Origin of the sequence: Candidatus Terasakiella magnetica (genome assembly GCF_900093605.1) — a bacterium.
GTDB lineage: Bacteria > Pseudomonadota > Alphaproteobacteria > Rhodospirillales > Terasakiellaceae > Terasakiella > Terasakiella magnetica.
In genome coordinates this window covers 188,540-213,045 of sequence record NZ_FLYE01000012.1, presented here as the reverse complement: position 1 = coordinate 213,045, position 24,506 = coordinate 188,540, and the positions used below count along the sequence as shown (strand labels likewise).

Here is a 24,506-nt window from a genome sequence, read left to right as displayed (position 1 = left end):
CCTTGTTTCACGTGAAACAAGCATATTAATTTAACCTTAAGCGACTTTGTTAAAATTTTTTCGTTTAACGTAACTCAACAACGCCGTCAGCGCGGCGGGTGTGATACCCGAGATGCGTGCTGCCGCCCCAAGTGTTGAGGGTTTATGTTCTGCTAATTTACTGCGCACTTCAGTAGACATGCCATCAATGGACATATAATCCAAATCTTCTGGTAAGCTGAGCGACTCATCACGTCTAAAGGCGCGAATATCAGCTTCTTGACGTTCCAGATAACCTGCGTAGCGCCCTTCGATGGCAACTTGTTCAGCCACAACCCCAGTAATGTTATCAAGCTCTGGCCAAATCTCTTTGACTTTATCAAGCGTTACGTCGGGATAGGCCAAAAGCCCCATGGCTGTACGGCGTTGACCGTCCATATTGACCTTAATGTTAAATTTCGCCAGTTCTTGCGGTGTGGCGTTAAGTTCAAACATACGCTGTTTAGCCGCAGCAATCTCTTTGTCCTTGGCTTCAAAAGCAATGGCCCGTTTTGAAGAAATACAGCCCACATCCATTCCCAAACGGGTCAAACGCTGGTCTGCGTTATCTGCGCGCAAAATCAAACGATATTCTGCACGAGACGTGAACATACGATAAGGCTCATTGGTTCCCTTCGTCACCAAATCATCTGCTAACACGCCGATATAGGCGGTTGCGCGATCAAAGATAAAGGTCTCTGCACTGCCAGATGCTTTAAGCGCCGCATTCACCCCTGCCATTAGACCTTGGGCCGCGGCTTCTTCATAACCTGTTGTGCCATTGATTTGGCCTGCAAAATAGAGGTGGGAGACTTTGCGGGTCTCAAACGTCTCATACAATTCGCGCGGATCAACAAAATCATATTCAATGGCATAAGCGGGTTTGAGTGCCTCAACTTTTTCCAATCCGGGAATGGAGCGCATAAAGGCCATCTGTACATCACGCGGCAAAGAAGTGGAAATACCGTTTGGATACACGCTATCTGTATCGAGACCTTCAGGCTCCAAGAAAATCTGGTGGCTGTTTTTTTCAGCAAAACGTACCACTTTATCTTCGATTGAGGGGCAATAACGCGGTCCCCTGCCCTGAATCTGGCCCGAATAAATTGGCGCCTGATCCATGTTAGAGCGAATAATCTCGTGAGTTTCTTCTGTCGTGCGGGTGATATAGCAGGGAATTTGTGGTGTGGTGATCTTGTCTGTTAAGAAAGAAAACGGCTGGGGTGGTGTATCGCCATCTTGGCGTTGCAGACTATCCCAATCAATAGTCTTGCCATCAAGGCGCGCAGGCGTCCCTGTTTTAAGGCGACCCAGATCAAACTTTAAGCGCGCCAAGGTTTCTGCCAAACCGATGGAAGGCTCATCGCCCATGCGCCCGGCAGGCCATGTCTCTTTGCCAATATGGATCAAGCCATGAAGGAATGTGCCTGTGGTTAGAATAACCGAGCCAGCTTGTAAGGACTCACCAGAACCCAGCACAACACCTGTGACCTGTTTATCATCTTTTGACAAGATCAGATCTTCAGCCGTGCCTTCCATTAACTCTAAATTTTCATAAGAAGACAGGATGCCCTGCATGGCTTGCTTATAAAGCTTACGGTCTGCTTGGGCGCGTGGTCCGCGCACAGCTGGACCTTTAGATTGGTTGAGCATGCGAAACTGGATGCCGCCTTCATCAATAACGCGGCCCATGAGCCCGTCTAGCGCATCAACTTCACGTACCAGATGGCCTTTCGCCAATCCGCCAATGGCTGGATTGCACGACATCTCGCCAATGGCGTCTAATCTTTGTGTTAGCAGAAGGGTCTTTGCCCCCATCCGTGCACTTGCCGCCGCTGCTTCGCAGCCAGCATGTCCACCACCGATAACAATCACATCAAATGTATTCATAGACGGGAATGTATGTATCCCTTGGTTTCGAGTCAATTTGGAAAATTAACTAATTTAGCCCCTGTGGATAAAGCAGGGGAAAACCACGTTCATAAGTAAGGGATGGGTAAGGTTTTGATTTTTCAACTGCGCTTATTTGCAAAAAACAGCGTCAATGTTTCACGTGAAACACTCTATTTACCGATACAGAAATCACTAAAGACAATATCGAGCACATCTTCAACATCGATTCGACCCGTGATTCGCCCTAAAGATCGTGTCGCCATGCGCAAATCTTCTGCGGCTAATTCTGCCAGATCAATATGGGAAAAACGCACCAAGGCCTGAACACATTCTTCCAAGGCTTCGCGATGACGCGCCCGGGTCAAAGCCGGCGCCCCTGTCATCATACATCGGCTGGCAACTTCTTCTTCAAGCTTCTTAAAAAAGTCAGCCAAGCCATCTTTGGATTTAGCTGACATATAAATAGGAGTGTGACCTTTAATCTCGGAAATATCCGGCTTGTCGTTCTTATCAATCTTATTGAGAACCACCAGACTATCTTCATCAATCAGCTCTAAGGTCTTATCATCAAGCTCAGGCCAATCGCCACAATCAAACATGACGACTTTTAGATCAGAACTTTCTGCCCGATCTTGCGCGCGTTTGATCCCTTCAATTTCAATCACATCTTCACTATGGCGAATCCCTGCGGTATCTGAGACCACCACAGGATAGCCACCAATATCAAGATGACTTTCAATAATATCACGCGTGGTCCCGGCAATATCAGACACAATAGCAACTTCGCGCTTTGCCAGATGGTTAAGCAGGCTGGATTTCCCCGCATTGGGTGGGCCAACGATGGCCAAACGCACCCCATCGCGCAACAGCTCCCCGCGATGCCCATCTTTAAGGTGATCTTCAATCTCACCCATCAATGTATCGACTTGAGCGCGCACGCCGTCTTCGACTTCTTGAGGCAGGTCTTCGTCAGGGAAATCAATCACCGCTTCAAAATGGGCAAGGATACGCAAAATGCGATCAGCCCAATCATTATAAAGACTACCCAACGCCCCTTCCATTTGACGCAAGGCCTGTTTGGCTTGAGCACGGGTTTCTGAATGGATAAGATCAGCCAGACCTTCGGCTGCTGTGAGGTCCATCTTGTCATTTTCAAAAGCACGCCGAGTAAATTCCCCCGGTTCTGCCAATCGCAAACCATCCATGGCGGCGAGACAATCAAGCAGGCCCTGCACCACAGCACGCCCGCCATGGATTTGCAGCTCAACCACATCCTCACCCGTAAAACTATGAGGGGCTGGAAAATAAAGTGCCAGACCATCATCGATGGGTTCGCCATCACTTGGATCACATAAGTGGACCCGATGGGCATAGCGCGCTTTGAAGCTTTCTTTGCCTGAAAGCTGTTTTAAAACGTCAAAAGCTTGGCTGCCGCTTAAACGCACAACCGCCACGCCGCAGCGCCCTGCACCACTGGCAAGGGCATATATGGTCTGATCCATCATAATGGTTTATTCGCTTGAGCCGCCCGACATGGGATTTTTACCAAACTGGGACCAGAACATTTTCTGCAATTGCTCCATATTTGAAATGCCAGCGGGCATCCATGTTTTAAACAGTGTCTCAGGATCCATGGCATTGAGGTTGGCCTTCATGCGCTCTTCAACCTCTTTCATCATCATTTCCTGCATGGGTTTAACATCGGGTAGCCCCATAAAGGTACGGGCTTCGTCCGGTGTGCAATCGACATTGATGGTGATTTTCATTGATTTATCCCAACTAATAAAACGCGTTCTTGTCTCTAATGTGACAATCTTTTGCCCTCAGGTCCATCCCTCATAGAAAAAAGGGTTGTTATTTTTCTAAAAAAACGAAACTCTTGAAAGTAAATAACTTCATAAAACGGCGGGATATATATTTCAATGGCGCATAACGAACTAAATGAACAGACAAGTCCCTATCTTTTACAACATGCAGATAATCCCGTTCATTGGAAAGCCTGGAGCGATGAGGCCTTTGCCATCGCCCAAGAATTAAACAAGCCCATCCTGCTTTCTGTTGGTTATGCAGCCTGTCATTGGTGCCATGTAATGGCCCATGAATCTTTTGAAGATAGCGAAACCGCCCATGTGATGAATGATAAATTCATCAATATTAAAGTGGACCGTGAAGAACATCCCGATGTGGATGCGCTTTATCAAAAATCCATTTCTGTAATGGGTCAACAAGGTGGCTGGCCCTTGACGGTTTTTCTCACCCCTTTTGGTCAACCTTTTTGGGGCGGGACTTATTTTCCAAAAACAGCCGCTTATGGTCGCCCGTCTTTTAAAGATGTTTTGGGCAGCATTAGCGATGTTTTTCATGAGCAAAAAGAAAATGTGGTCAAAAACGTGCGCGCCATTTCTGAAGCCATTGAAGAAGAAGCCAAGCCCAAAGGCGATGGAAAGCTCACCATCAAATCCCTCACCAACCTTGTCGGTAATATGCATCAGGCCTTAGACCCTGTTCATGGCGGGCTTAGCGGTGCACCCAAATTCCCCCAACCTGTTTTATTTGATTTCCTCTGGCGGGCCAATTGGATCAAACAGGATAAAAAGATGGAAGACCTCATTCATCTTTCCTTAGAAAAAATGTGTCTCGGCGGAATTTATGATCATCTGGGCGGTGGTTTTGCGCGCTATTCAACCGATGAAGAATGGCTCGCCCCGCATTTTGAAAAGATGCTCTATGATAATGCCTTACTTGTTAGCCTGCTCACCATGGTCTGGCGCAAACATCCAAATGCACTGTTTAAACGCTCAATTATTGAGACTATTAACTGGGTCTTTGCTGAAATGAGCCTTCAGACCCCCCATGGCCTTGCACTCGCTGCGGCCCTTGATGCGGATAGCGAAGGGGTGGAAGGTAAGTTTTATGTCTGGGATGAAGCCGAGATTGATGAGATTTTAGGTGATAAAGCAAAATCATTTAAAGAAGCTTATGATATCAGTGGCGATGGAAACTGGGAAGGCAGCACCATTTTGCGCCGAATAACACCTTTTACCAGCCTGTCTGATGAGAAAGATTTAAATACCGCACGCAAAACTCTTTATCAAACCCGCCTTAAACGTATTGCCCCTCAACGTGATGATAAAGTGCTGACAGATTGGAACGCCATGATGATCAAGGCCTTATGTGAGGCCGGACTTGTTTTTGATCGCCCAGACTGGATTGCAAAGGCCCAAGAAATTTACGCCTGTTTGCTAAAACTCATGATTAAGGACAATCAACTGCATCATAGCTGGTGTAAGGGCAAATTAGGATCAAACGCTTATCTGGAAGATTATGCCAATCTATCTATGGCGGGCCTTGCCCTTTATGAAGTCACAGGGGATGTGAGTTATTTTGATCAGGTTAAAAGCTGGGTTGATTATCTTGATCTCGCCTTTTGGGATAAAAATACCAAAGGATATAATTTTGCAGGCGAGCAAACCGTTGAGGATTTCCCCGTTCAACAAAAACCCATTCAAGATAATGCCACCCCGTCTGGCAATGGCTTAATGGCAAATGTATTGTGTGATCTTTATCATCTCAGCGGTAATGATCATTATAAAGAGCGTTTTGAAAACCTCATTCAAACCTTTGGCTCAAGCCATCCAAATGAGATATTTGGAACCCCGGGTCTATGTAGCGCGCTCATTCGTTTTGAAAAAATGGAAACCATCGCCATTTTAGGCCCACTCACAGATAATGATACTAAGTTATTGATAAATAAGGCTTCTCACTATCCTTCCCCCTCTAGAAAACTTCTACTAGGCGGAAATTCACCCCAAATTCAAGGTCCAGAGAGCCTTAAAGGGAAAGAAATGAGTGATCATAAGCCCACAGTCTATATCTGTCAGTTTGGCAGCTGCTCAATGCCCATCACAACGCTTGATGGGTTAGAAGGGACTTTAAGTTCTCTGCCTGAATAGTCATAAGGAGTCTTCATGGAAGTTGCAGAGATAGAAAAATTATCGAATTAACTTCTTTTGCAGTTTGAACTCTGCCTTAACTTTCCGCTATCGTTACAATTAACTACATATGAATCCCTTTTAAAGGACACCCATGGATATTAAATGCACCTCAATCATGAGCCCTGTGGGCACTCTATCGTGTTTTGAAGAAGATGATAAAATCATTGTGCTCGAATGGGGCCAAGTTCCGCAAGGTATTGAAACCCCTTTATTAAAAGAAGCCAAAGCCCAGATTTCTGCCTATTTCAGTGCGAAATTAACCCAATTTGACCTGCCTGTTGATCCCCATGGCACGGACCATCAAAAGAAAGTCTGGCAGAAAATGTGCGAAATCCCCTTTGGGGAAACCCGCAGCTATGGCGATATTGCCAAAGAACTCAATTCAGCAGCTCAAGCCGTGGGCAGTGCCTGTGGTAAAAACCCCATCCCCATTATCATCCCCTGTCATCGCATTATTGGATCAAATGGCAATAAGGGCGGATATTCCGGTGGAGAAGGCCTAGAAACAAAAGAGCAGCTCTTGCGCTTGGAACAAGCCGTTCTTACATCAAGACATCAAACCTCAGCCTGACTTATTCAAGAATTTCATAAAGATTACAAAAATAGGATAATCATATGACCAACGCCATTCGCATCCATACCCCCGGTGGGCCAGACGCTCTTACGTATGACAAGATCGATATTTCTGCCCCTAGTGAAAATCAGGTTCAAATCAGATTTAAAGCAGTGGGTTTAAATTTCATTGATTGTTATCACCGCAGTGGCCTTTACCCAACGCCAAGCCTCCCCCATACCATTGGCATGGAAGGCGCAGGTGTGGTTGAGGCTGTGGGCGCAAATGTCAGTGAATTTAATGTTGGTCAACGGGTCTGCATTGGCGCGGCCTTGGGCTGTTATACCGAACTTGGTAATTTTGATCAAAGCGTTGTCATCGCCTTACCCGATGAGATTGAGTTTGAAACTGCCGCTGCCATGATGCTGAAAGGCATGACCGCACATTATCTTTTGCGCCGGATTTATAAAATTACCAAAGATGACACCATCCTTTTTCATGCCGCTGCCGGCGGGGTAGGTTCAATCGCCACCCAATGGGCAAAATCTATTGGGACAAGAGTGATCGGAACAGTAGGTTCCCCAGAAAAGGCCGAGCTTGCTAAAGCTCAAGGCTGTGATCATCCCATTTTATATCGTGAAGAAAATTTCACTGATAAAGTGCGCGAACTCACCAATGGAGAAGGCGTACCCGTTGTTTATGACTCCATTGGTGGCGCTACTTTTGAAGGCTCCCTTGATAGCCTTGCGCCCTTAGGTATGATGGTCACTTATGGCAATGCCACAGGGCCGGTGCCTGATTTCTCCCCTGCCCTGCTTGCGCAAAAAGGCTCCCTTTTCATCACACGACCAAGCCTGATGCATTATGTGGCCAAACGTGAAGACCTGCTTTGGGCGGCAAATGATCTGTTTGATGTGGTGAAATCCGGCGCGGTTAAAATCCATGTGAACCAGAAATATGATTTAAAAGATGCTGAACAGGCTCACCGTGATTTAGAAGATCGCAAAACCACAGGCTCTACGATCTTAATTCCTTAAAACTCATACTGTCATGGCTGGACTTGATCCACAATGACAAGAATGTTTAAAACCGCCCGGCGCGGAAATCTTCAAAGGCCTGATAGATTTCCTCGCGGGTGTTCATCACAAATGGGCCATGGCGCGCAATGGGCTCGCCAATTGGATTGGCTGACAGTAAAATAAAGCGCCCCCCGTTTGGACCTGCTTTTAGTAAAAGCTGATCCCCATCTTGTAAGGTCACCAAGCGATCGGTTTCAATATCTTCACCATCAAGATGGATACTGCCTTCAAACACATATAAAAAAGCCGCATGACCTTGTGTGATCGGCAGATTGATTTCACTATCTGCCTGCATGTCTAAATCAATGAAAACAGGTTCTGTAATAATCTTGGATACCGGGCCTTTAACGCCTAACATCTCACCAGCAATAACTTTTAAACTGCCGACATTTTCAATCTCTTTATGAGCAATATCTTCAGGGGATATATCCTGATAACGCGGGTCTGTCATTTTATGGCTGGCTGGTAAATTCACCCACAGCTGAAAACCCTTCATCAATCCCTCAGTTTGCTCAGGCATTTCTGAATGGATAATACCGCGCCCTGCCGTCATCCATTGCGCCCCGCCTGTTTCAAGCAGGCCTTCATTTCCACTACTGTCGCGATGACGCATTTTACCATTTAACATATAAGTCACCGTTTCAAATCCACGATGGGGATGATCGGGAAAACCTGCGATATAATCGGCCCCTTCTTCAGAACCAAACACATCCAGCAATAAAAACGGATCAAATGTATTGAGCGTTGGTGTGGCAATGACCCGCTTGATTTTCACCCCTGCCCCATCGCTGACTTCAAGGGGCGAAACTATTTGGTCAATCATACGCTGTGTCATAACATTCTCTCTTTCCTGTTTCTCTATCTTCCCTATAAGATAGAATGAAAGACGGCTTTAGATTAGAGCCTGAAATGGAAACAAATTGTTTCACGTGAAACGCGGCACACAAAAATAACAATGGGGAATATGATGCACTTTATAATTCTAACACTGCTGGCCCTCTTTGCATTTAACCAAAATGCACAGGCCTTGGACCTGCTTAATACCTTAAAGAAAACCGTTGAGGAAAATGTCAATCTGCCAACTTCCACAACATCATTGGCTGGTGGATTAAGCCAGAGCCAAATCATTGAAGGTTTGCAAGAAGCCCTTAAAGTCGGCACACAAAATGTGGTCTCCCAAATCGGTGCGGCAGATGGCTATAACGCGGATCCACAAATCCATATTCCCCTACCTGATGAATTAAAACAGGTCCAAAATCTGTTAAAGAAATTTGGCCTTTCCGCCATGGCTGATGATGTGGAACTCAAACTTAATCGCGCAGCAGAACAAGCCGCCCCACAAGCCAAAGAGATCATCTGGAACGCTATTTCAAATATGAATATGGAAGATGCCCAGGCTATTTATAAAGGGCCAAAAGATGCCGCCACGCAATATTTCAAGAAAGTTGCCTCAAGCGATTTACAAAATATAATCTCGCCCATTGCTGAAAACAGCTTGAAAGATGTGGGTGCATTAAGCGCTTATGACTCACTTATCGGGCAATATAAATCCATGCCCTTTGTGCCGGATGTAAAAGCCAATCTGGTTAATCATACGACCGAGCTGGCGATGGAAGGCATTTTCCATTATCTTGCACAAGAAGAAGCCGCCATTCGTGAGAATCCGGCAAAACGTACAACTGAGATTTTAAAGACCGTCTTTGGAAAATGATCGTAAGCCTCTTTCAAAAATATATCCGTTATTTTTCCATCTCAAAGATGGATTATATCAGCGTCTTTATCACATTGGGTGGGGTCACTTTGTTGGTCATCGCCCTTTGTGCGCCTGTTCTTTATTGGGCAGAAGCAAGCGCTGTTGATGCCAATATCAAATCATTTGAAGATGCCGTCTGGCTTTCATTTATGATTGTCACCACCATTGGCTTTGGTGATTTTTATCCGGTTACGGGCTTGGGGCGTTTTATCGCCATTCCTTTAGCCGCAACAGGCATTGGGGTATTTGGTACCTTAGCGGGTTATATTGGCTCCGTCGTTTTAGATAAGGTCGTGCGCCAAGCCACAACCGATATGCTCCATCAACAAAACAGCCGCATTGAACTGCTGGCAAAACAAAATAATGAGCTCAACGCCCATATCCGCGAAATTGCCTCTGAAAATAAAGAGCTCAATCGCATGATTGTGGAACTGTCAAAAAATAATGAAGCTCTCAACCGTAAAATTGATCACGATACCGATGAAATTTTAAAAGCTTTAAGAGAGAAATAAGGCCTAAAAATCAGCAGGCGCTTTACCCTTTTTGCCCGCGCCCGGTTTCCAGTCTTCTGAGCGTTCGATTTTGCCATCAGGGGTAAAGGCGGCCAGACAGTTCTTAATAGCGCGCACCTTGTCTTTATGGGGTTTTAGGCGCACGCGCATATGGTCCCATAAAAAGCGATTAAACAGTCCACCATAAACTTTGCGATGAAAACGCTCTGCGCGCGAAACTGCCCTTTGATAGGCATAATCAATATGCTCATCAGTTAAAAGCGGCGGCTTTTCCAAAATGGTGAAATACATGGCCAGAACTGATTCATAGCGCGATCGCCCTTTTTGCGCAGAAAGGCGATCAGGGGCCGCATGGGGCAATAAACCCACATCACCAAACACGCGCGCACCTTTTCCATAAGCAAACAGGCGGAAAAAGAGCATTTGATCGGGTGATACCAAACGGGGATCACAGCCACCAATTTCCTGATAATAGCTTTTCTTAAATAACATACAGGTGGAATTGGCTGGATTATTGCGAATGAAAAAACGAAGCCCGTCTTCCATCACTTCCATTGTGGGTTCAACCACCTTGCGGGTAAGTGGGTCTTCTTCGCCTTGCCATTCAAAATAAGAAGAATGGCCCCAAGCGTGATGAACACCAAATTTCTCACAGGCCTTGATCAACCAGATAGAAGAATGCGGTGTGAGCAGGTCATCCCCATCACACAGTTTGATCCATTCATGACTTGCCGCTTCAACGCCCGCATTTGTCCCCCAGGACGCGCCTAAATTTTCCTGCTCGATAATGATGGTTTTAGCCTCAAGATCGCGTGTGCATTCTTTAATCACAGCAACAGAATTATCAGAAGAGCCATCATCCACGAAAATATATTCACGTTCCTCAATATCGACTTGCGCCTCAAGGGAACGGATGACTTCAGAGAGATATTCTTCTTTATTAAAGACGGTAATGACGTAGGAAACAGCAGTCATGATTGTTTTTTCTCCGACAAAGAATGTCGAAAACCTTGGATAACAAAAAGAAAAAGGCCCCTGATTTCACAGGGGCACAAAATCAATTAACGAGAGTTCATCGCATCAAAGAAATCATCGTTATTTTTGGAATATTTCAGCTTTTCAAGCAAGAATTCCAACCCATCGGTTGTGCCCATCGGATCAAGAATACGACGCAGCACCCACATTTTGGAAAGCGTATCTTTAGGTACCAACAGGTCTTCTTTACGCGTACCGGACTTGGTGATGTCAATGGCTGGGAAGGTCCGTTTATCAGCGAGCTTGCGATCCATGATAATTTCAGAGTTACCCGTCCCTTTAAATTCTTCAAAGATCACTTCATCCATACGCGAACCGGTATCAATCAAGGCTGTTGAAATAATCGTGAGGGAGCCACCTTCTTCAATGTTACGCGCGGCCCCAAAGAAACGTTTTGGGCGTTGCAAGGCATTGGCATCTACACCACCTGTCAACACTTTACCAGAGCTTGGCACACAAGTGTTATAGGCCCGTGCAAGACGCGTGATGGAGTCAAGCAAGATGACCACATCTTTTTTATGTTCCACCAGACGCTTGGCCTTAGAGATCACCATTTCAGCAACCTGTACGTGACGCGAAGCTGGCTCATCAAAGGTAGAAGAAATCACTTCACCTTTTACGGAGCGATCCATATCGGTCACTTCTTCCGGGCGCTCATCAATCAAGAGCACAATGAGGTAACATTCAGGATGATTTTCAGCAATGGAATGGGCGATATTTTGCAACATCACCGTCTTACCTGTGCGTGGTGGCGCCACCAAAAGCGCACGTTGGCCTTTACCAATAGGTGAAACAAGATCAATCACGCGTGGTGTCATATCCTTGCGCTCAGGATCTTCAATTTCCATCTTGAGGCGCTCATCTGGATAAAGCGGTGTCAAATTATCAAAATGCACACGATGGCGCGCTTTGCCAGCATCTTCAAAGTTAATATTTTCTACTTTAAGCAGGGCAAAATAACGCTCGCCATCTTTTGGTGAACGAATTTGGCCTTCAACCGTATCCCCAGTGCGTAGTGAGAATTTACGAACCTGATTAGGGCTTACATAAATATCATCCGGACCCGGCAGATAATTGGCTTCTGAATTGCGCAAGAAACCAAAACCATCTTGCAAAACTTCTAAAACGCCACCGCCATAAATGGTTACGTCATTTTCAGCCAGTTGCTTTAAAATCGCAAACATCAGTTCTTGTTTGCGCATATTACCGGCATTTTCGATTTCCAACTCTTCTGCATAGGCAAGAAGGTCAGCTGGTGTTTTTTCTTTAAGGTCCTGAAGATTCATAAGGGATCAACATCTTGATATAGGGGAAAAGGAGAAAACATATAAGAAGGTTCGATAAAGGCGAAATCTTTATATGTTATTGATATATTTGATAAATCCGAAGTTTAAAGCAGGCGAAACAGAACTGTTCGAGGTTTAATTCAGATGAAAAGGAAGGAATATCATTACTGATAATGGGGCTTTTGACGACCCGCTGTTGCTCAAGATGTAGCGTAAAATATCCCTATAAGTCAAGATATCCATATCAACACTTGCCATATTTTCTCTCATTCAGTTTACTATAATAAGACAATGACCTTGGATTAACTGATAAAAGTGCCCTGCCATGATGAAGAATATTGCCATACTTATCGCAATTGTTTTTTGTACCACCCTCTTTATTACACCTGATCTTTCTGCCAATGCGGGCTTTAACCGACTAAAAGCAGCAGGCTCTGGCCTTAATGCCAGTGGCGGGGATAGCGATGATGAAGACGGCGAAGAAGGTGAAGGCGGCAAAGGGGGTAAGGGAAAATCTGGGCGCATGGATGGTAAAAAGGTCAGTGCTGGCGACATCCTTTATATTGGTAGCTTTGAAACTTATGTGCCAAAGAAAAGATTTAACGCCAAAATCACTGTTTTTGGAGAAAGTCGCAAATTCCTGCTGACACACCGCGCCTGTACAAAAATCAGAAAAATCCGCGATAATATCAATCAGTATCTCTTTAAAAATCCACCAGAATTAGACCGTCGCGGTCGGGCAAATACGGAAGGTATGGATACTGAAGTGCGCAAAGTGATTAAAAAAGCACTGAAAACAAAACTAGATTATTTCACCAGTATTTATGTTTACACAGGTCTTTATAATAACCGAAAAATCCCAAAGGATTTAAAAGATCAAACCATTACGGATTGTGATGCTGTTTTTGATACTAAAAAAGAAATGGATCGCGGTAAAAAATAAGGCAATATCAAAGGGTTCCTTCATATTAGAGGAACCCTTTTTTGATATTTAAAATGGTTTTACGATGACCATAATCACCAATACGATCATTAATAAAGTCGGCACTTCATTGATCATGCGATAGAATTTTTCAGATTTGGTATTTTTATCTTCCAGAAAATCCAAGCGATATTTTGCCAGATAAAAATGAAAAACAATCATAGCAAACACGCAAGTCAGTTTTACATGCAGCCAGCCTTGATCCCAGGCATCAATCTCAAATAAAATGATCGTACCAAAAATCGCTGAAGACACCATAGCTGGATACATAATGGCACGCAGCAAACGCCGTTCCATCACTTTTAAGGTTTCAGATAGCTCTGATCCCACTTCTGCATTTGTGTGATAGACATAAAGGCGCGGTAGATAAAAAAGCCCCGCCATCCACGCCATAACCGAGATAACATGTAAGGCTTTGAACCAAAGATAAGCATCTTCAAACATGTGTTGATCCTTTAGCCTTTGCAAATACAACGGGTGTGTTTATGGGGGCAAATTTTCTCATGGCCTTCTGGCAAAACTTCTTTTTCAATTGAAATATGATTGATCACCAGATCGCGCAAACCATCAATAAAAAACGGATGGGTTGCCACTGCCGGACTGCGCAAATAAAGCGGCACGCCTTGGCTTAAGGCCAGTTCTTTATATTCAATATCCAGCTCAACCAAAGTTTCACTATGTTCTGATACAAAAGCGATGGGCACAATAATAAGCGGACGCTTTTCCTGGCCTGCGCGAATAATCTCATCTTCCGTATTTGGCCCAATCCATTCTAAAGGGCCCACCCGGCTTTGATAAGTCACCCACCAATCCAAATTAGGCATATTGAGCTTTTCAACCACCGCAAGGGCTGATTGTTCGACTTGCCATTGATAAGGATCACCTTTTTCAATGATTTTTTTGGGCAAACCATGGGCAGAAAATAAAATTCTCGGCTTGCCCATATAAGTGGCTTCTTCAATTTGACTGCGTAAATTATCAGTTACGGCACTGATAAAACCTTCATTGGTGGGATAACAGCAAACTGTTGTTGTCTTAGCAGAAATTCCTGCCTTTTTAGCCGCATGATGCCATTCATTAATAGAAGATTCAGACGTTGTGGTCGAAAATTGCGGATAAAGCGGTAATAAAACAATGTGATCAGGCTCATACTCTTTAACTTTTGCCGCGCAATCCTCACTCATGGGATACCAATAGCGCATGGAAATAAAGGTTTCGACCTCAACGGCCTCCCCCATTTCTTTTGCAACAGAAGTTTTTAGGGCCTCCCCTTGGTCTTTTGTCAGCTTTAAAAGTGGCGATTTACCACCTAAATGATCATAAATTTCTGCTGCCACTGGCGCTCGTTTTGATGAAATATAGCGCGCCAACATCCATCGAATGGGCTGAGGCGCACCAATAATGGCCTTATCGTTAAACAGATTAAACAGGAAGGGCTCGATCGCCTCAACGGAGTCTGGCCCGCCAAGATTGAACAACACGATGGCAAGTTTCATGTTTTTAAAACCCTTCCTAACTTAGCTTAAATAGCTGTTTTATCGAAGTTTTGGACCATTTCGACCACGCGACCAACATTTTCTGGTGGAGTTTGTGGCACGATGCCGTGGCCTAGATTGAAAATAAACGGACCATTGGTCATTTTATCTAAAATCTTTTGAACTTGCTCTTCCATCTGCTCGCCGCCTGCAACCACACAAAGGTTATCAAGGTTACCTTGAACAGTACAAAGCGGCTGGAGCTCTTCTACCGCCCAATCTAGGGGAACAGTTTGGTCAATACTGACGGCATCGACCCCTGTTTCAATAACAAATTTCTTATAAAGTGGGCCGGCACCACGTGGAAAACCAATAACAGGCATATCAGGATAGGCATCTTTAATGCGCGAGGTAATTTCTTTATTTGGCTCAATCACCCAGCGATCAAATTGATCTTCTGGTAAAACCCCTGCCCAACTATCAAACAGTTGAACGGCCTCAGCGCCTGCCTCTATTTGTTTTAAAAGATATTCTGAAGTTGATTCCACAAGAAGATTGATCAGCTCTTGAAAGAAATCAGGGTCCGTATAAGCAATTGAGCGAATGGTTTCATAAGTTTTTGAACCCTGTCCCTCAACCATATAGGTCGCATTTGTCCAAGGAGCCCCTGCAAAACCAATAAGCGCCGTTGTCTCTGGGATTTCCTTACTTAACCTGCTGACAGTTTCATAGACGGGGGCAAGATGGTCATGAATCCCCTCTAAGCTCAGTTTGGAAAGCCCGTCCATATCACGAATAGGCTCCAACTTTGGCCCTTCACCTTTAATAAATTCGACTTTTTGACCCAATGCATCGGGAATTGTGAGAATATCGGCAAATAAGATGGCGGCATCAAAACCATAACGACGAAGCGGTTGTAAGGTAACTTCAGTTGCCAGATCAGGAGAATAGCAAAAATTGAGGAAGTTTTTCGATTTTGCACGGGTTTCCATATATTCAGGAAGATAGCGACCTGCTTGACGCATAAGCCAGATAGGCGGACGTTCTGTTGTTTCGCCCTTTAATGCACGTAAGAAAAGTTTTTCTGATGATGCCATGTTCTTAAGTCTTCCCTTTGATCTGCCCGAAGTTTGAAGAGTTATTCACAGTTCAATAACAAGTGTAAAGGTTATTTTCTTTAGTTTGTTTTTGATGTTGGTCCTGTGGATAACGGGGATCAAATTTCATCCACAGCCTGTCCCCATATGGAGGAGCTTTCTGTCCAAAATATGGCTATGTTGGAGTCGCCCATGTGGATTAGGCTTTTTTTTCGCTGGAGTCGCTCTCTAAAAATAGCGGAGTCGCTTTGTCAGTGATGAATAATGGGGATAGTGGGGATAAGATTTGATAAAAATCATTTTGTCCCCATAATGAGCTTCTGTAAAAAACAATAATCCATAGCTTGATATCCGGGCATATAGATTTTGTAGGAACTGGGATTAAATATGGCCTTGTGCATGAAGGGCCTAGTTATCCACATATTTAGGTAACTTATGAACAACTATCACATCCATCTTGTCTCCGACTCCACGGGTGAAACCATTGAAACACTGGCAAAGGCCTGTATCGCCCAGTTTGAGGGGATTTCTGTCACCGAAAACGTCTGGACCTTGGTGCGCACCAGCGGTCAGGTGTCAAAAATCCTCAATGCGGTAAAACGCCATCCCGGTGTGGTAATTTTCACGATGGTGGATAAGGGTTTGCGCACCCAGCTTGAAAAAGGCTGTGAAAGTTTGGGGGTGCCTTGTATTGCGGTTCTTGATCCCATCATGTCAGCTTTTAAAGATCATTTCTGTGCGGAGGCCTCTTTTAAACCGGGGCGCCAGCATGAGATGGACCAGAATTATTTTAACCGTATTGAGGCCATGCATTTTGCGCTGGCTCATGATGATGGTCAGTCTACCCATGAAATTCATAAAGCTGATATCGTGCTTTTGGGGGTATCGCGCACTTCAAAAACCCCAACCAGTGTGTATCTGGCCAATAAAGGCTTAAAAGTCGCCAATATTCCCATCGTGCCGCAATGTCCTTTACCGACCAATCTAACGGACCCAAAATTTGCCGGATGTTTGATCATCGGGCTGACAAAAGATCCCCGTCGCTTGGTTCAGGTGCGCAAAAACCGCCTGTCTATGCTTAATGAAACCGCCATGACGGATTATGTGGATTTGGAAACGGTGATTGAAGAAGTCCAGTTTGCGCGCAAACTCTGTAATCGCAACAGCTGGCCCATGGTTGATGTATCGCGCAAATCCATTGAAGAAACCGCCACCGCCATCCTTAATTTAAAAATGAAACGCGATCAGGCCTATGAAGACAGTAATTGGGATGGGGAATAACATGTCACAATATGGATTTTGGCTTGCGCCAGAATGACGTAATGAACATGAGCAGACTTATTTTAGCTTCAGCGTCAAAATCACGCGCAGATTTGTTGCGCGGAAGCGGGCTTGAGATTGAGGTTATTCCCGCTCATCTAGATGAAGAAATCATCAAGGCAGAAAAATTAAGTGTGGTGGAAACCGCCTTAAAACTTTCAAAAGCCAAAGCAGCCTTTATTTCAAAACAATATCCCGATGGCCTTGTTATTGGCGCAGACCAGATGATGGAATGTGAAGGAGTGCGCTTTGATAAGCCTGATAGTCTTGAAAAGGCAAAAGAACAGTTGCAATTTTTGCGCGGAAAAACCCATCGTTTAATCAGTGCGGTTGGTCTTGTAAAAAATGGCGAGACCTTATGGTCCCATCACCAAATGGCTGAATTGGAAATGCGCAATTTCAGTGATGGTTTTTTAGAAGACTATCTAAAACAGGTTGGTGACGATGTCACAACAACGGTGGGCGGCTATCGATTAGAAGAAATCGGCGTACAATTGTTTGATCGCATTGAAGGGGATTACTTCACCATATTAGGATTACCCTTACTGGCTGTCTTGGATTTTTTGCGCAAGCAGGATATGATTGAGATATAATAGATTTCTAAAGAAAACAAAAAGGGGGAAGAGAGATGATTTTAACAGGTAAAGCTGCAGTTGCTGGCGTCATGGGATGGCCGGTGACACATTCAAAATCCCCTCGCCTACATGGATTTTGGCTGGAAAAATACGGCATTGATGGCACTTATATTCCCATGGAAGTCACACCGGATAATTTTGCCAAGGCTGTGCATGGCATGCAGGCTGCAGGCATGCGTGGCTGTAACGTAACGGTTCCCCATAAGGAAAAAGCCTTAAAAATTGCCGATGATGCCAGTGCGCGCGCCCATAAAATTGGCGCAGCCAATACATTGGTGTTTAAAGAAGATGGTTCTATTTATGCCGATAATACCGATGGGTTTGGCTTTATGGAAAATCTTAAAGCTGGCGCGCCGGATTGGGACCTAAAGGCCGGACCTGCCGTTGTGCTCGGTGCTGGCGGGGCAGCGCGTGCGGTTTTGGTTGCTTTGGCAGAAGCGGGCTGTCCTGAAATTCGCTTAACCAATCGCACCAAAGAACGTGCGATTAATCTGGCAGATGAGCTTGATCACACCATTCATGTTGTGGATTGGAATGAGCGCGAAGAATCCTTGGCGGGCTGTAATCTTTTAACCAACACCACAACCCTTGGCATGACAGGTCAGCATCTTTTGGAAATTGATATTTTCGATATGCCAAAAACCGCGCTGGTCAGTGATATTGTCTATGCTCCTTTAATGACGAATTTGCTTGAAAAAGCCCATGTTCATGGTTGTTCAGTAGTGGATGGTCTGGGCATGTTGCTGCATCAGGCCCGACCGGGTTTTAAGGAATGGTTTGGTACGGACCCCGAGGTTGATGCCAAATTGCGCGAGTTTGTCTTGGCTGAAGATGAATAACTAAGTCGGGAACGGTTATTTTTAATGTATATCCTCGGTCTTACAGGCTCCATCGGTATGGGCAAATCGGCAACGGCTGAGATGTTTCGAAAATATGGTGTTCCGGTTCATGATGCCGATGCCACCGTGCATAAGCTTATGGGGCCGTCAGGGCGTGCAACGCTTAGGATCAATGAGGTCTTCCCAGACTGTTTAACTGAGCAAGGCGCTATTGATCGCCAGAAACTTGGCGCGTGCGTGCTGGGCAATGATGGGGAGCTTAAAAAACTTGAAGCCATTCTTCATCCCATGGTGCGCGAAGAAGAACGTAAATTTTTGCGCGTCTGCCAACTTCAAAGAAAGCGTGTTGTTGTGCTGGATATCCCGCTTCTTTTTGAAACCAACGGGGAAAAACGCATGGATGGGGTGGCTGTGGTAAGCGCGACCAAGGCCATTCAACGTCGCCGGGTTCTTGCGCGAGCGGGCATGAGCCCGGAGAAATTTAATGCGATTTTGAAAAAACAAATGCCCGATGTGTTAAAAAGGCGCAAAGCTGATTATATAATATTTAGTGGTGCAGGCTTTCGATATGCACGAAATCAGGTTAAACAGATACTTCAGGAAATTCAGGGCTAACCATGCGTGAAATCGTTCTCGATACGGAAACCACAGGGTTTGAATATAAACAGGGCCATCGTCTTGTTGAAATCGGTTGTGTCGAATTGGTCAATCATATGCCCACGGGCAATACCTATCACCAATATATCAATCCCGAGCGCGATATGCCGGAAGGCGCGTTTCGTGTTCATGGGCTTTCTGAAGAATTTTTGCGCGATTTTCCTTTATTTAAAGAAGTCGCACAGGAATTTCTCGATTTTATCGGGGATTCGACCCTGATCATCCATAATGCGGGTTTTGATGAGCCGTTCTTAAACTGGGAATTAAAACAACATCAATTTCCCCATATGGATAATCATATCATTGATACATTGGTCATGGCGCGCAAGAAATTCCCCGGCTCGCCTGCTAATTTGGATGCGTTATGTCGGCGCTATCAGGTTGATAACTCCAATCGTGAAAAACACGGCGCGCTTTTAGATAGTGAGCTCTTAGCCGAAGTTTATCTGGAACTCATCGGTGGGCGCCAACCCGGTCTTGTCTTGGAAAAAGAAGCTAAGGCTTCTGATGAAATTGCCAGTAAAGAACGCGCCTTTAGAGAACCACGCCCCCATGTGGCCAGTGAAGAAGAACTCGCAGCCCACGCCGCATTTTTAGAAAAAATAAAAGACCCATTATGGCTTGCCACTGAGGATAATTAGGGCGTAAACTCATAAAATACACTTGTTTGGCGGAGATTAATTTGAGGATGGATTAGGCATGAAATCCGCAGAAGTGCATGCACTTTAAGGGTTTTATAACGTAGTCCATCCTCAAAGTAATCCCGTCCCTTTAGGGATTTATCAAAAATATAGGCAAATACAGCGTCAAAGCCTTTTGAAAGTACTGGTACTTCCTGCAAGTCATTTCCTTGTCTTGCCTATATTTTTGATAAACCAAAGCAAGTGTATTTTATGAGTTTACGCCCTAATATGAAACGCACCTTCTTTGCCTTATTTGGATGTTTGATTGTTCTGGCCTTTACAGCCCATGCAGCTTTAAGTCCGAATGTGGCGGGAAAGGTGAAACAGATCAAAGGCTTAGCCCTTGCTGTTCAAGATGCTCAAGTACGTCCACTTCAAATTGGTGATGAAATTCTCATTGGGGATATTTTATCAACAGGGGCAAGCTCGCGCTTGGAAATCACCATGATTGATGAAGGCAGCTTTAAATTGGGTGAGCGTACCTCTTTTGTGGTGATTGATTACACCTTTGGCAAAGGCAATAATAATGCGGTGTTAGAACTGCTTAATGGTGCCATGGACGGGGTGTCTGGCCAAATTGCCAAAGCCAACCCAAAGGGGATGAGCATTGATACCTCTGTTGGCACCATCGGTATTCGTGGTACGAAATTTTTTGTTGGCGAGCTTGATGGCGCACTCAGTGTGGCGCATTGGAAAGGCGGTGGTGTTTTGGTGAAAAACTACGCCGGTGAAGTCATGTTGAGTGAGAATAATGTGGGCACAAAGCTTACTGATGCCCATATCGCGCCCACCCCGCCCAAAGCTTGGGCTAATGAGAAGAAAAAACGCGCATTGGCCTTGGTGAATTAGGGCATAAAGCCTTAAAAAAAGGCCCTTGTTTTTTTAAACAAAGGCCTTTTTCAGTAACTTCTTTTAAGACTTACTGTTTTGTCTCACCAGCAGCTTCTTGTTCTGCAGCCAAGGCTTCAATGCGTTGGCGGTACATGCCAGCAAAATCAACAGGGTTCAACATCATTGGAGGGAAGGAACCGTCGCGTGTTGTGTTGGCGATGATGTGGCGTGCAAACGGGAAGAGCATGCGTGGGCATTCGATCAACAACATAGGCTCAAGATGTTCTTGTGGTACGTTGATTTCGAAAATGCCGCCGTAAGCCAGCTCACAAATGAAAGCCACGTCTTCTTTGGTTTTGCAATCTGCGCGGATTTTTACGATCACTTCAAATTGTGTATCTGTGAGTTTTTGTGCATCAACATCAACATTCACGTTCACATCAGGCTGTTCTTGCATCATGCGACCATAGATGCCCGGAGAGTTTGGCACTTCAAAAGACAAGTCTTTGATATATTGACCGTGGATGGTCAAAGGCTGAAGTTCTTGTTCTTGGTTTTCTGCTGCTTGTTCGTTTTGGTCGGCCATGCGCCTTACTCCTGAAATAGAAAATTATTTTGAAAAACTGGTAGCACGAAAGAATTCTGATCTCAACTTAATCCTTCTTTTCAGACCAAGGACTATCAGGATTTGGCTGAATTTCTTCAAAATCGCCATCAATGACGGTTGAATCGTGAGATTGTTCATGAGGTGATGAAGAGTGCGGTGGATGGGGGCGAAAAGGTTGTCCATCAGGCCCCATCATATGAACATGGGCAGAATTTTTCACAATATCTTTGGCCTTATGGCGCAAAATCGCGCGAAACGGCGGGGTGAAAAGCAAAAAGCCAACCGTATCGGTCACAAAACCCGGTGTGAGCAATAAAGCACCTGCTACGAGCAGGCAGGCCCCGTCAAACAGCTCGGTTGTGGGCATTTTACCTTCATTTAGGGTCGCTTGGGCACGCATCAAGGTGCTGATCCCTTGCTGGCGCAACAATGCGGTGCCGATAATGGCGGTTAAAATCACGATGGCAATTGTGGACCAAAGTCCGATAATATCGCCAACTTGGATAAAAACAGCGATTTCTGTCACCGGAACGGCGATAAACAGTAGAAGAATGATAAAGCCCAACGGGTGAATCCTTGCTCTTTTGATGATTTAAGATTATCTAGTTTTACAACGGCTTATGCGCAAGTTACACTAGGGCATAAATCTATATGTGAAAAGATAACAGGTTTAAAGATTTAATATGGCCAATTTTGATCTCATTTTGCTGGCATTGATTGCCGTCTTTATTTTTCTTCGTCTGCGCAATGTCTTGGGCGGCAAGGATGGTAATGAAGAAAACCGCAATCATCGCGATATGTTTAACCCAAATCCGCAGGATGATCAGCGAGATGAAACTGCAAATGACAATGTGATCCATTTGCCCAATGCTCAACAGGAACCCGCTGAAAACCAGCCTGTTCAGGAAGAGGTTAACGAGATCGAACCAGTTGGTCCGGTTCAACGCGCCTTAGCTGACATTATTGCGGCTGACCCGAACTTTGATCAGCATAGTTTTGTGGATGGTTCCCGCATGGCCTTTGAAATGATCATCACAGCCTTTGCTGAAAATGATCGTGAAACATTGAAAAATCTTCTCACAAGTGAAGTTTATCAAAATTTTGAGGCTGCCCTTGAAGCCCGCGTTGCGGCAGGTGAAACGCTTGAGACCACATTGGTTGGGGTGAATTCTATTGAAATCACCGATGCGGACCTTGAAAATAATATGGCTGAAGTGACCGTTCGTATTGTGAGTGAGCAGGTTAATGTCACCACAGACAGCGAGGGTGAAGTGGTTGATGGCGATAGTAACTATATTGATACCATCACCGATATTTGGACGTTTGAGCGCTCGGTCGCCTCAAACACGCCGAACTGGTTCTTGAAAGCAACACAGACGGAATAGGTGATGAAGATCAGGGGGCAATCATGGGTAAAGCGCCTTAGCGCTATTGGGGTTTTGGGCCTAATGACGGCGTGCGCCCAGCCGCAGGTGGACTCCCATCAAGGGATGATTGCACCTAAAGACCCTTCCGTCGGGTTTAATCCCAAGCTTTTACCGGTTTCCTTTGCCGCCCTTCCCGGTTGGGAAGATGATAATATTGCGGAGTCTCTGCCTGCATTGCGCAGATCGTGCGAGAAATTTGCCCGCATGAAAGAAAGCAAACTCATCGGGCCAAAAGGCATTGGTGGGGCTGCTGGGGACTGGAAACCAATTTGTACGGAAGCTTATTCCCTACCCGATGGGGATAGCGTTAAAGCACGTGCTTTTTATGAATCATTCTTCCAGCCTTATTTGATTTCGGATTTAAAGAAAGACAAGGCCGCCGGTGGGCTCTTTACCGGATATTACGAAGCGGGCCTGCGCGGGGCAAAATCAAAAGGCGGGATTTATCAAACTCCGCTTTATAAACGCCCTAAAGACCTTGTTCTGGTTGGACTTGGGGAATTTAAGCGCGATTGGCGCGGCAAACGTCTGGCAGGTAAGCTGGAAAACGGTCAATTGGTGCCATATGCCACCCGTGCAGAGATTGAAGCGGGTAAATTGCGCGGCAAAAACTTGGAACTTGTCTGGGTGGATGACCCAGTAGATGCTTTTTTCCTTCATATTCAAGGCTCAGGTCGCGTTCTTTTTGCCGATGGCACCACCATGCGTGTGGGATATGACGGGCATAACGGTCATGATTATACCTCCATTGGGCGGATTTTGATTGAGCGCGGTGAAGTTTCCAAAGAAAATATGTCCATGCAGGCAATCCGAAAATGGATGGCGGCGCATCCTAAAAAAGGTCAGGATCTGATGAAAGAAAATGGTTCTTTCATCTTCTTTCGCGAGCTTAAAGATGATGGTCCCATTGGCGCACAAGGTGTTGTGTTGACACCGGGGCGCTCATTAGCGGTGGATAAACGTTTCTTACCCCTTGGCTTGCCGCTTTATCTCCATACCTTTACTGACCCGCTTTCGCCAAGCCCGATCTCAAGATTAGTGGTCGCCCAAGACACAGGCGGGGCGATTAAGGGGGTTGTGCGTGGTGATGTGTTCTGGGGCTTTGGTGAGCTTGCAGCAAATCGTGCAGGTAAAATGAAAGAAGGCGGCAGTTTCTTTGCTTTGCTGCCCAGCAATTCTCTTAGCCGGTGTCAAATTTGTGAAGCCGCTGAAGATAGCCCGGTGATGGCGCAATAAAAATAAGTCTTTTAATTCAAAAGCCTGCGACATTCCCTTAAAGTGGGATATCGCTTTTTTTCCTGGGCGTAATAAGCTTTCAGCAAGGAAGGGTCGAGCCCGAGTTTTTTGCGCACTTTGCCAAGGGGCTGGTCCATATATTTTTTATAATCTACCCGATCAAGGGCTTTGCAATGACATAAGATGCCTAAATGTAGCGCATCTTTAAAAATCTCCAGATCATCGCGTTTAAAACGATAAACATCGGGGTAGATATGGCGCGATATCAGTTGATAGAGTTTCTTTTCAAAACAACCGACTTTTCCGGTTGAGCCCATGGTAAAGCCAATCACAAAAGCCTCGTCTTTGGGCATCATGCCGCGCCCAAGAAGAATATGAATACAATCATGGTCTGTTAAATCCACTGCACCATGGAAAAGCTCAAGCCCGGGCAGGCGAAAACGTGGGTTTTCAACCAGCTGCACAATCAAGGGAATCGCGCTTTGTTCATGGGATAAATTGTGCATGTCCGCTAACGCGTCGCCAAGATGTATCTGTTGTTCGCTCAAGGGGATATGCCAAGTTTTATAACTTCGCCCCCATTTTGATCCATT

Annotated in this window: 26 protein-coding genes; 14 read left to right on the top strand and 12 right to left on the bottom strand. The window is 45.3% G+C overall.

Annotated elements, in window-relative coordinates:
- Positions 1 to 36 precede the first annotated feature (36 nt).
- From mnmG to MTBPR1_RS07855, 3 genes are all read right to left on the bottom strand, one after another.
- Positions 37 to 1,908 carry a tRNA uridine-5-carboxymethylaminomethyl(34) synthesis enzyme MnmG gene (mnmG, locus tag MTBPR1_RS07865; RefSeq protein WP_069187026.1) on the bottom strand — a complete coding sequence of 624 codons (1,872 nt, stop codon included), beginning with the start codon at positions 1,906 to 1,908 and terminating at the stop codon, positions 37 to 39.
- 173 nt (positions 1,909 to 2,081) lie between these two features.
- Positions 2,082 to 3,416 (bottom strand): tRNA uridine-5-carboxymethylaminomethyl(34) synthesis GTPase MnmE, encoded by a 1,335-nt coding sequence (mnmE, locus tag MTBPR1_RS07860; RefSeq protein ID WP_338031278.1) that lies wholly within the window; start codon positions 3,414 to 3,416, stop codon positions 2,082 to 2,084.
- Between the two features lie 6 nt (positions 3,417 to 3,422).
- A complete protein-coding gene (locus MTBPR1_RS07855; RefSeq protein WP_069187025.1) occupies positions 3,423 to 3,677 on the bottom strand; it encodes a DUF6489 family protein in 255 nt (84 codons plus the stop codon).
- Positions 3,678 to 3,833: 156 nt separating this feature from the next.
- On the opposite strand from MTBPR1_RS07855, the gene MTBPR1_RS07850 reads away from it, so the two are divergent.
- The 3 genes from MTBPR1_RS07850 (at position 3,834) to MTBPR1_RS07840 (ending at position 7,496) form a co-directional block, all read left to right on the top strand.
- A complete protein-coding gene (locus MTBPR1_RS07850; protein WP_069187024.1) occupies positions 3,834 to 5,864 on the top strand; it encodes a thioredoxin domain-containing protein in 2,031 nt (676 codons plus the stop codon).
- Positions 5,865 to 5,997: 133 nt separating this feature from the next.
- Complete coding sequence (locus MTBPR1_RS07845) at positions 5,998 to 6,477, top strand: methylated-DNA--[protein]-cysteine S-methyltransferase (RefSeq protein ID WP_069187023.1); 480 nt, start codon at positions 5,998 to 6,000, stop codon at positions 6,475 to 6,477.
- Between the two features lie 44 nt (positions 6,478 to 6,521).
- Positions 6,522 to 7,496, top strand: a complete 975-nt coding sequence (locus tag MTBPR1_RS07840; protein WP_069187022.1) for a quinone oxidoreductase family protein — start codon at positions 6,522 to 6,524, stop codon at positions 7,494 to 7,496.
- 46 nt (positions 7,497 to 7,542) lie between these two features.
- Here the strand turns inward: MTBPR1_RS07840 and MTBPR1_RS07835 are convergent, their stop codons facing one another.
- On the bottom strand, positions 7,543 to 8,373 hold the full coding sequence (locus tag MTBPR1_RS07835) for a pirin family protein (RefSeq protein WP_069187021.1): 831 nt from the start codon (positions 8,371 to 8,373) through the stop codon (positions 7,543 to 7,545).
- Between the two features lie 129 nt (positions 8,374 to 8,502).
- On the opposite strand from MTBPR1_RS07835, the gene MTBPR1_RS07830 reads away from it, so the two are divergent.
- Together MTBPR1_RS07830 and MTBPR1_RS07825 are read left to right on the top strand one after the other, a co-directional pair.
- Positions 8,503 to 9,249 (top strand): DUF4197 domain-containing protein, encoded by a 747-nt coding sequence (locus MTBPR1_RS07830; RefSeq protein ID WP_165602642.1) that lies wholly within the window; start codon positions 8,503 to 8,505, stop codon positions 9,247 to 9,249.
- Positions 9,246 to 9,803, top strand: a complete 558-nt coding sequence (locus MTBPR1_RS07825; protein ID WP_069187019.1) for a potassium channel family protein — start codon at positions 9,246 to 9,248, stop codon at positions 9,801 to 9,803. Before MTBPR1_RS07830 ends, MTBPR1_RS07825 begins: the two co-directional genes overlap by 4 nt.
- A gap of 3 nt (positions 9,804 to 9,806) precedes the next feature.
- Here MTBPR1_RS07825 and MTBPR1_RS07820 read toward each other — a convergent pair whose 3' ends face one another.
- Positions 9,807 to 10,778, bottom strand: coding sequence for a glycosyltransferase family 2 protein (locus MTBPR1_RS07820; RefSeq protein ID WP_069187018.1), 972 nt, complete (start codon positions 10,776 to 10,778; stop codon positions 9,807 to 9,809).
- Positions 10,779 to 10,864: 86 nt separating this feature from the next.
- Entirely contained in the window at positions 10,865 to 12,124 is a 1,260-nt protein-coding gene (gene rho, locus MTBPR1_RS07815; protein WP_069187017.1) for a transcription termination factor Rho, read from the bottom strand.
- A gap of 325 nt (positions 12,125 to 12,449) precedes the next feature.
- Between rho and MTBPR1_RS07810 the strand changes: the two genes are divergently transcribed.
- Positions 12,450 to 13,067, top strand: coding sequence for a hypothetical protein (locus MTBPR1_RS07810; protein ID WP_069187016.1), 618 nt, complete (start codon positions 12,450 to 12,452; stop codon positions 13,065 to 13,067).
- A 48-nt stretch (positions 13,068 to 13,115) separates the two neighbouring features.
- Here MTBPR1_RS07810 and hemJ read toward each other — a convergent pair whose 3' ends face one another.
- Genes hemJ through hemE form a run of 3 tightly spaced genes read right to left on the bottom strand, consistent with a single transcriptional unit; the run spans position 13,116 to position 15,678 of the window.
- Positions 13,116 to 13,550, bottom strand: coding sequence for a protoporphyrinogen oxidase HemJ (hemJ, locus tag MTBPR1_RS07805; protein WP_069187015.1), 435 nt, complete (start codon positions 13,548 to 13,550; stop codon positions 13,116 to 13,118).
- Between the two features lie 11 nt (positions 13,551 to 13,561).
- On the bottom strand, positions 13,562 to 14,602 hold the full coding sequence (gene hemH, locus MTBPR1_RS07800; RefSeq protein ID WP_069187014.1) for a ferrochelatase: 1,041 nt from the start codon (positions 14,600 to 14,602) through the stop codon (positions 13,562 to 13,564).
- Positions 14,603 to 14,628: 26 nt separating this feature from the next.
- Positions 14,629 to 15,678, bottom strand: a complete 1,050-nt coding sequence (hemE, locus tag MTBPR1_RS07795) for a uroporphyrinogen decarboxylase (protein WP_069187013.1) — start codon at positions 15,676 to 15,678, stop codon at positions 14,629 to 14,631.
- Positions 15,679 to 16,113: 435 nt separating this feature from the next.
- Here hemE and MTBPR1_RS07790 point away from each other — a divergent pair, with 435 nt between their 5' ends.
- The 6 genes from MTBPR1_RS07790 to MTBPR1_RS07765 all read left to right on the top strand — a co-directional run bounded on the left by MTBPR1_RS07790 (position 16,114) and on the right by MTBPR1_RS07765 (position 20,661).
- A complete protein-coding gene (locus MTBPR1_RS07790) occupies positions 16,114 to 16,959 on the top strand; it encodes a pyruvate, water dikinase regulatory protein (RefSeq protein WP_069187012.1) in 846 nt (281 codons plus the stop codon).
- A gap of 47 nt (positions 16,960 to 17,006) precedes the next feature.
- Positions 17,007 to 17,591: a Maf family protein gene (locus MTBPR1_RS07785; protein ID WP_069188610.1), complete on the top strand. Its 585-nt coding sequence runs from the start codon at positions 17,007 to 17,009 to the stop codon at positions 17,589 to 17,591.
- 35 nt (positions 17,592 to 17,626) lie between these two features.
- Positions 17,627 to 18,472, top strand: coding sequence for a shikimate dehydrogenase (locus MTBPR1_RS07780; RefSeq protein WP_069187011.1), 846 nt, complete (start codon positions 17,627 to 17,629; stop codon positions 18,470 to 18,472).
- A gap of 24 nt (positions 18,473 to 18,496) precedes the next feature.
- On the top strand, positions 18,497 to 19,087 hold the full coding sequence (coaE, locus tag MTBPR1_RS07775; protein ID WP_069187010.1) for a dephospho-CoA kinase: 591 nt from the start codon (positions 18,497 to 18,499) through the stop codon (positions 19,085 to 19,087).
- 2 nt (positions 19,088 to 19,089) lie between these two features.
- Positions 19,090 to 19,770: a DNA polymerase III subunit epsilon gene (dnaQ, locus tag MTBPR1_RS07770; RefSeq protein ID WP_069187009.1), complete on the top strand. Its 681-nt coding sequence runs from the start codon at positions 19,090 to 19,092 to the stop codon at positions 19,768 to 19,770.
- Positions 19,771 to 20,022: 252 nt separating this feature from the next.
- Entirely contained in the window at positions 20,023 to 20,661 is a 639-nt protein-coding gene (locus tag MTBPR1_RS07765; RefSeq protein WP_083222970.1) for a FecR family protein, read from the top strand.
- 70 nt (positions 20,662 to 20,731) lie between these two features.
- Here the strand turns inward: MTBPR1_RS07765 and secB are convergent, their stop codons facing one another.
- Both secB and MTBPR1_RS07755 read right to left on the bottom strand, forming a co-directional pair.
- Positions 20,732 to 21,229: a protein-export chaperone SecB gene (secB, locus tag MTBPR1_RS07760; protein ID WP_069187007.1), complete on the bottom strand. Its 498-nt coding sequence runs from the start codon at positions 21,227 to 21,229 to the stop codon at positions 20,732 to 20,734.
- Between the two features lie 67 nt (positions 21,230 to 21,296).
- Positions 21,297 to 21,815 (bottom strand): FxsA family protein, encoded by a 519-nt coding sequence (locus MTBPR1_RS07755; RefSeq protein ID WP_069187006.1) that lies wholly within the window; start codon positions 21,813 to 21,815, stop codon positions 21,297 to 21,299.
- A 118-nt stretch (positions 21,816 to 21,933) separates the two neighbouring features.
- Here MTBPR1_RS07755 and MTBPR1_RS07750 point away from each other — a divergent pair, with 118 nt between their 5' ends.
- Positions 21,934 to 22,635: a Tim44/TimA family putative adaptor protein gene (locus MTBPR1_RS07750; protein ID WP_069187005.1), complete on the top strand. Its 702-nt coding sequence runs from the start codon at positions 21,934 to 21,936 to the stop codon at positions 22,633 to 22,635.
- Positions 22,636 to 22,638: 3 nt separating this feature from the next.
- Positions 22,639 to 23,913 (top strand): murein transglycosylase A, encoded by a 1,275-nt coding sequence (gene mltA, locus MTBPR1_RS07745; RefSeq protein WP_069187004.1) that lies wholly within the window; start codon positions 22,639 to 22,641, stop codon positions 23,911 to 23,913.
- An 11-nt stretch (positions 23,914 to 23,924) separates the two neighbouring features.
- Here mltA and MTBPR1_RS07740 read toward each other — a convergent pair whose 3' ends face one another.
- Positions 23,925 to 24,461 (bottom strand): hypothetical protein, encoded by a 537-nt coding sequence (locus MTBPR1_RS07740; protein ID WP_205631226.1) that lies wholly within the window; start codon positions 24,459 to 24,461, stop codon positions 23,925 to 23,927.
- Between the last annotated feature and the right edge of the window lie 45 nt (positions 24,462 to 24,506).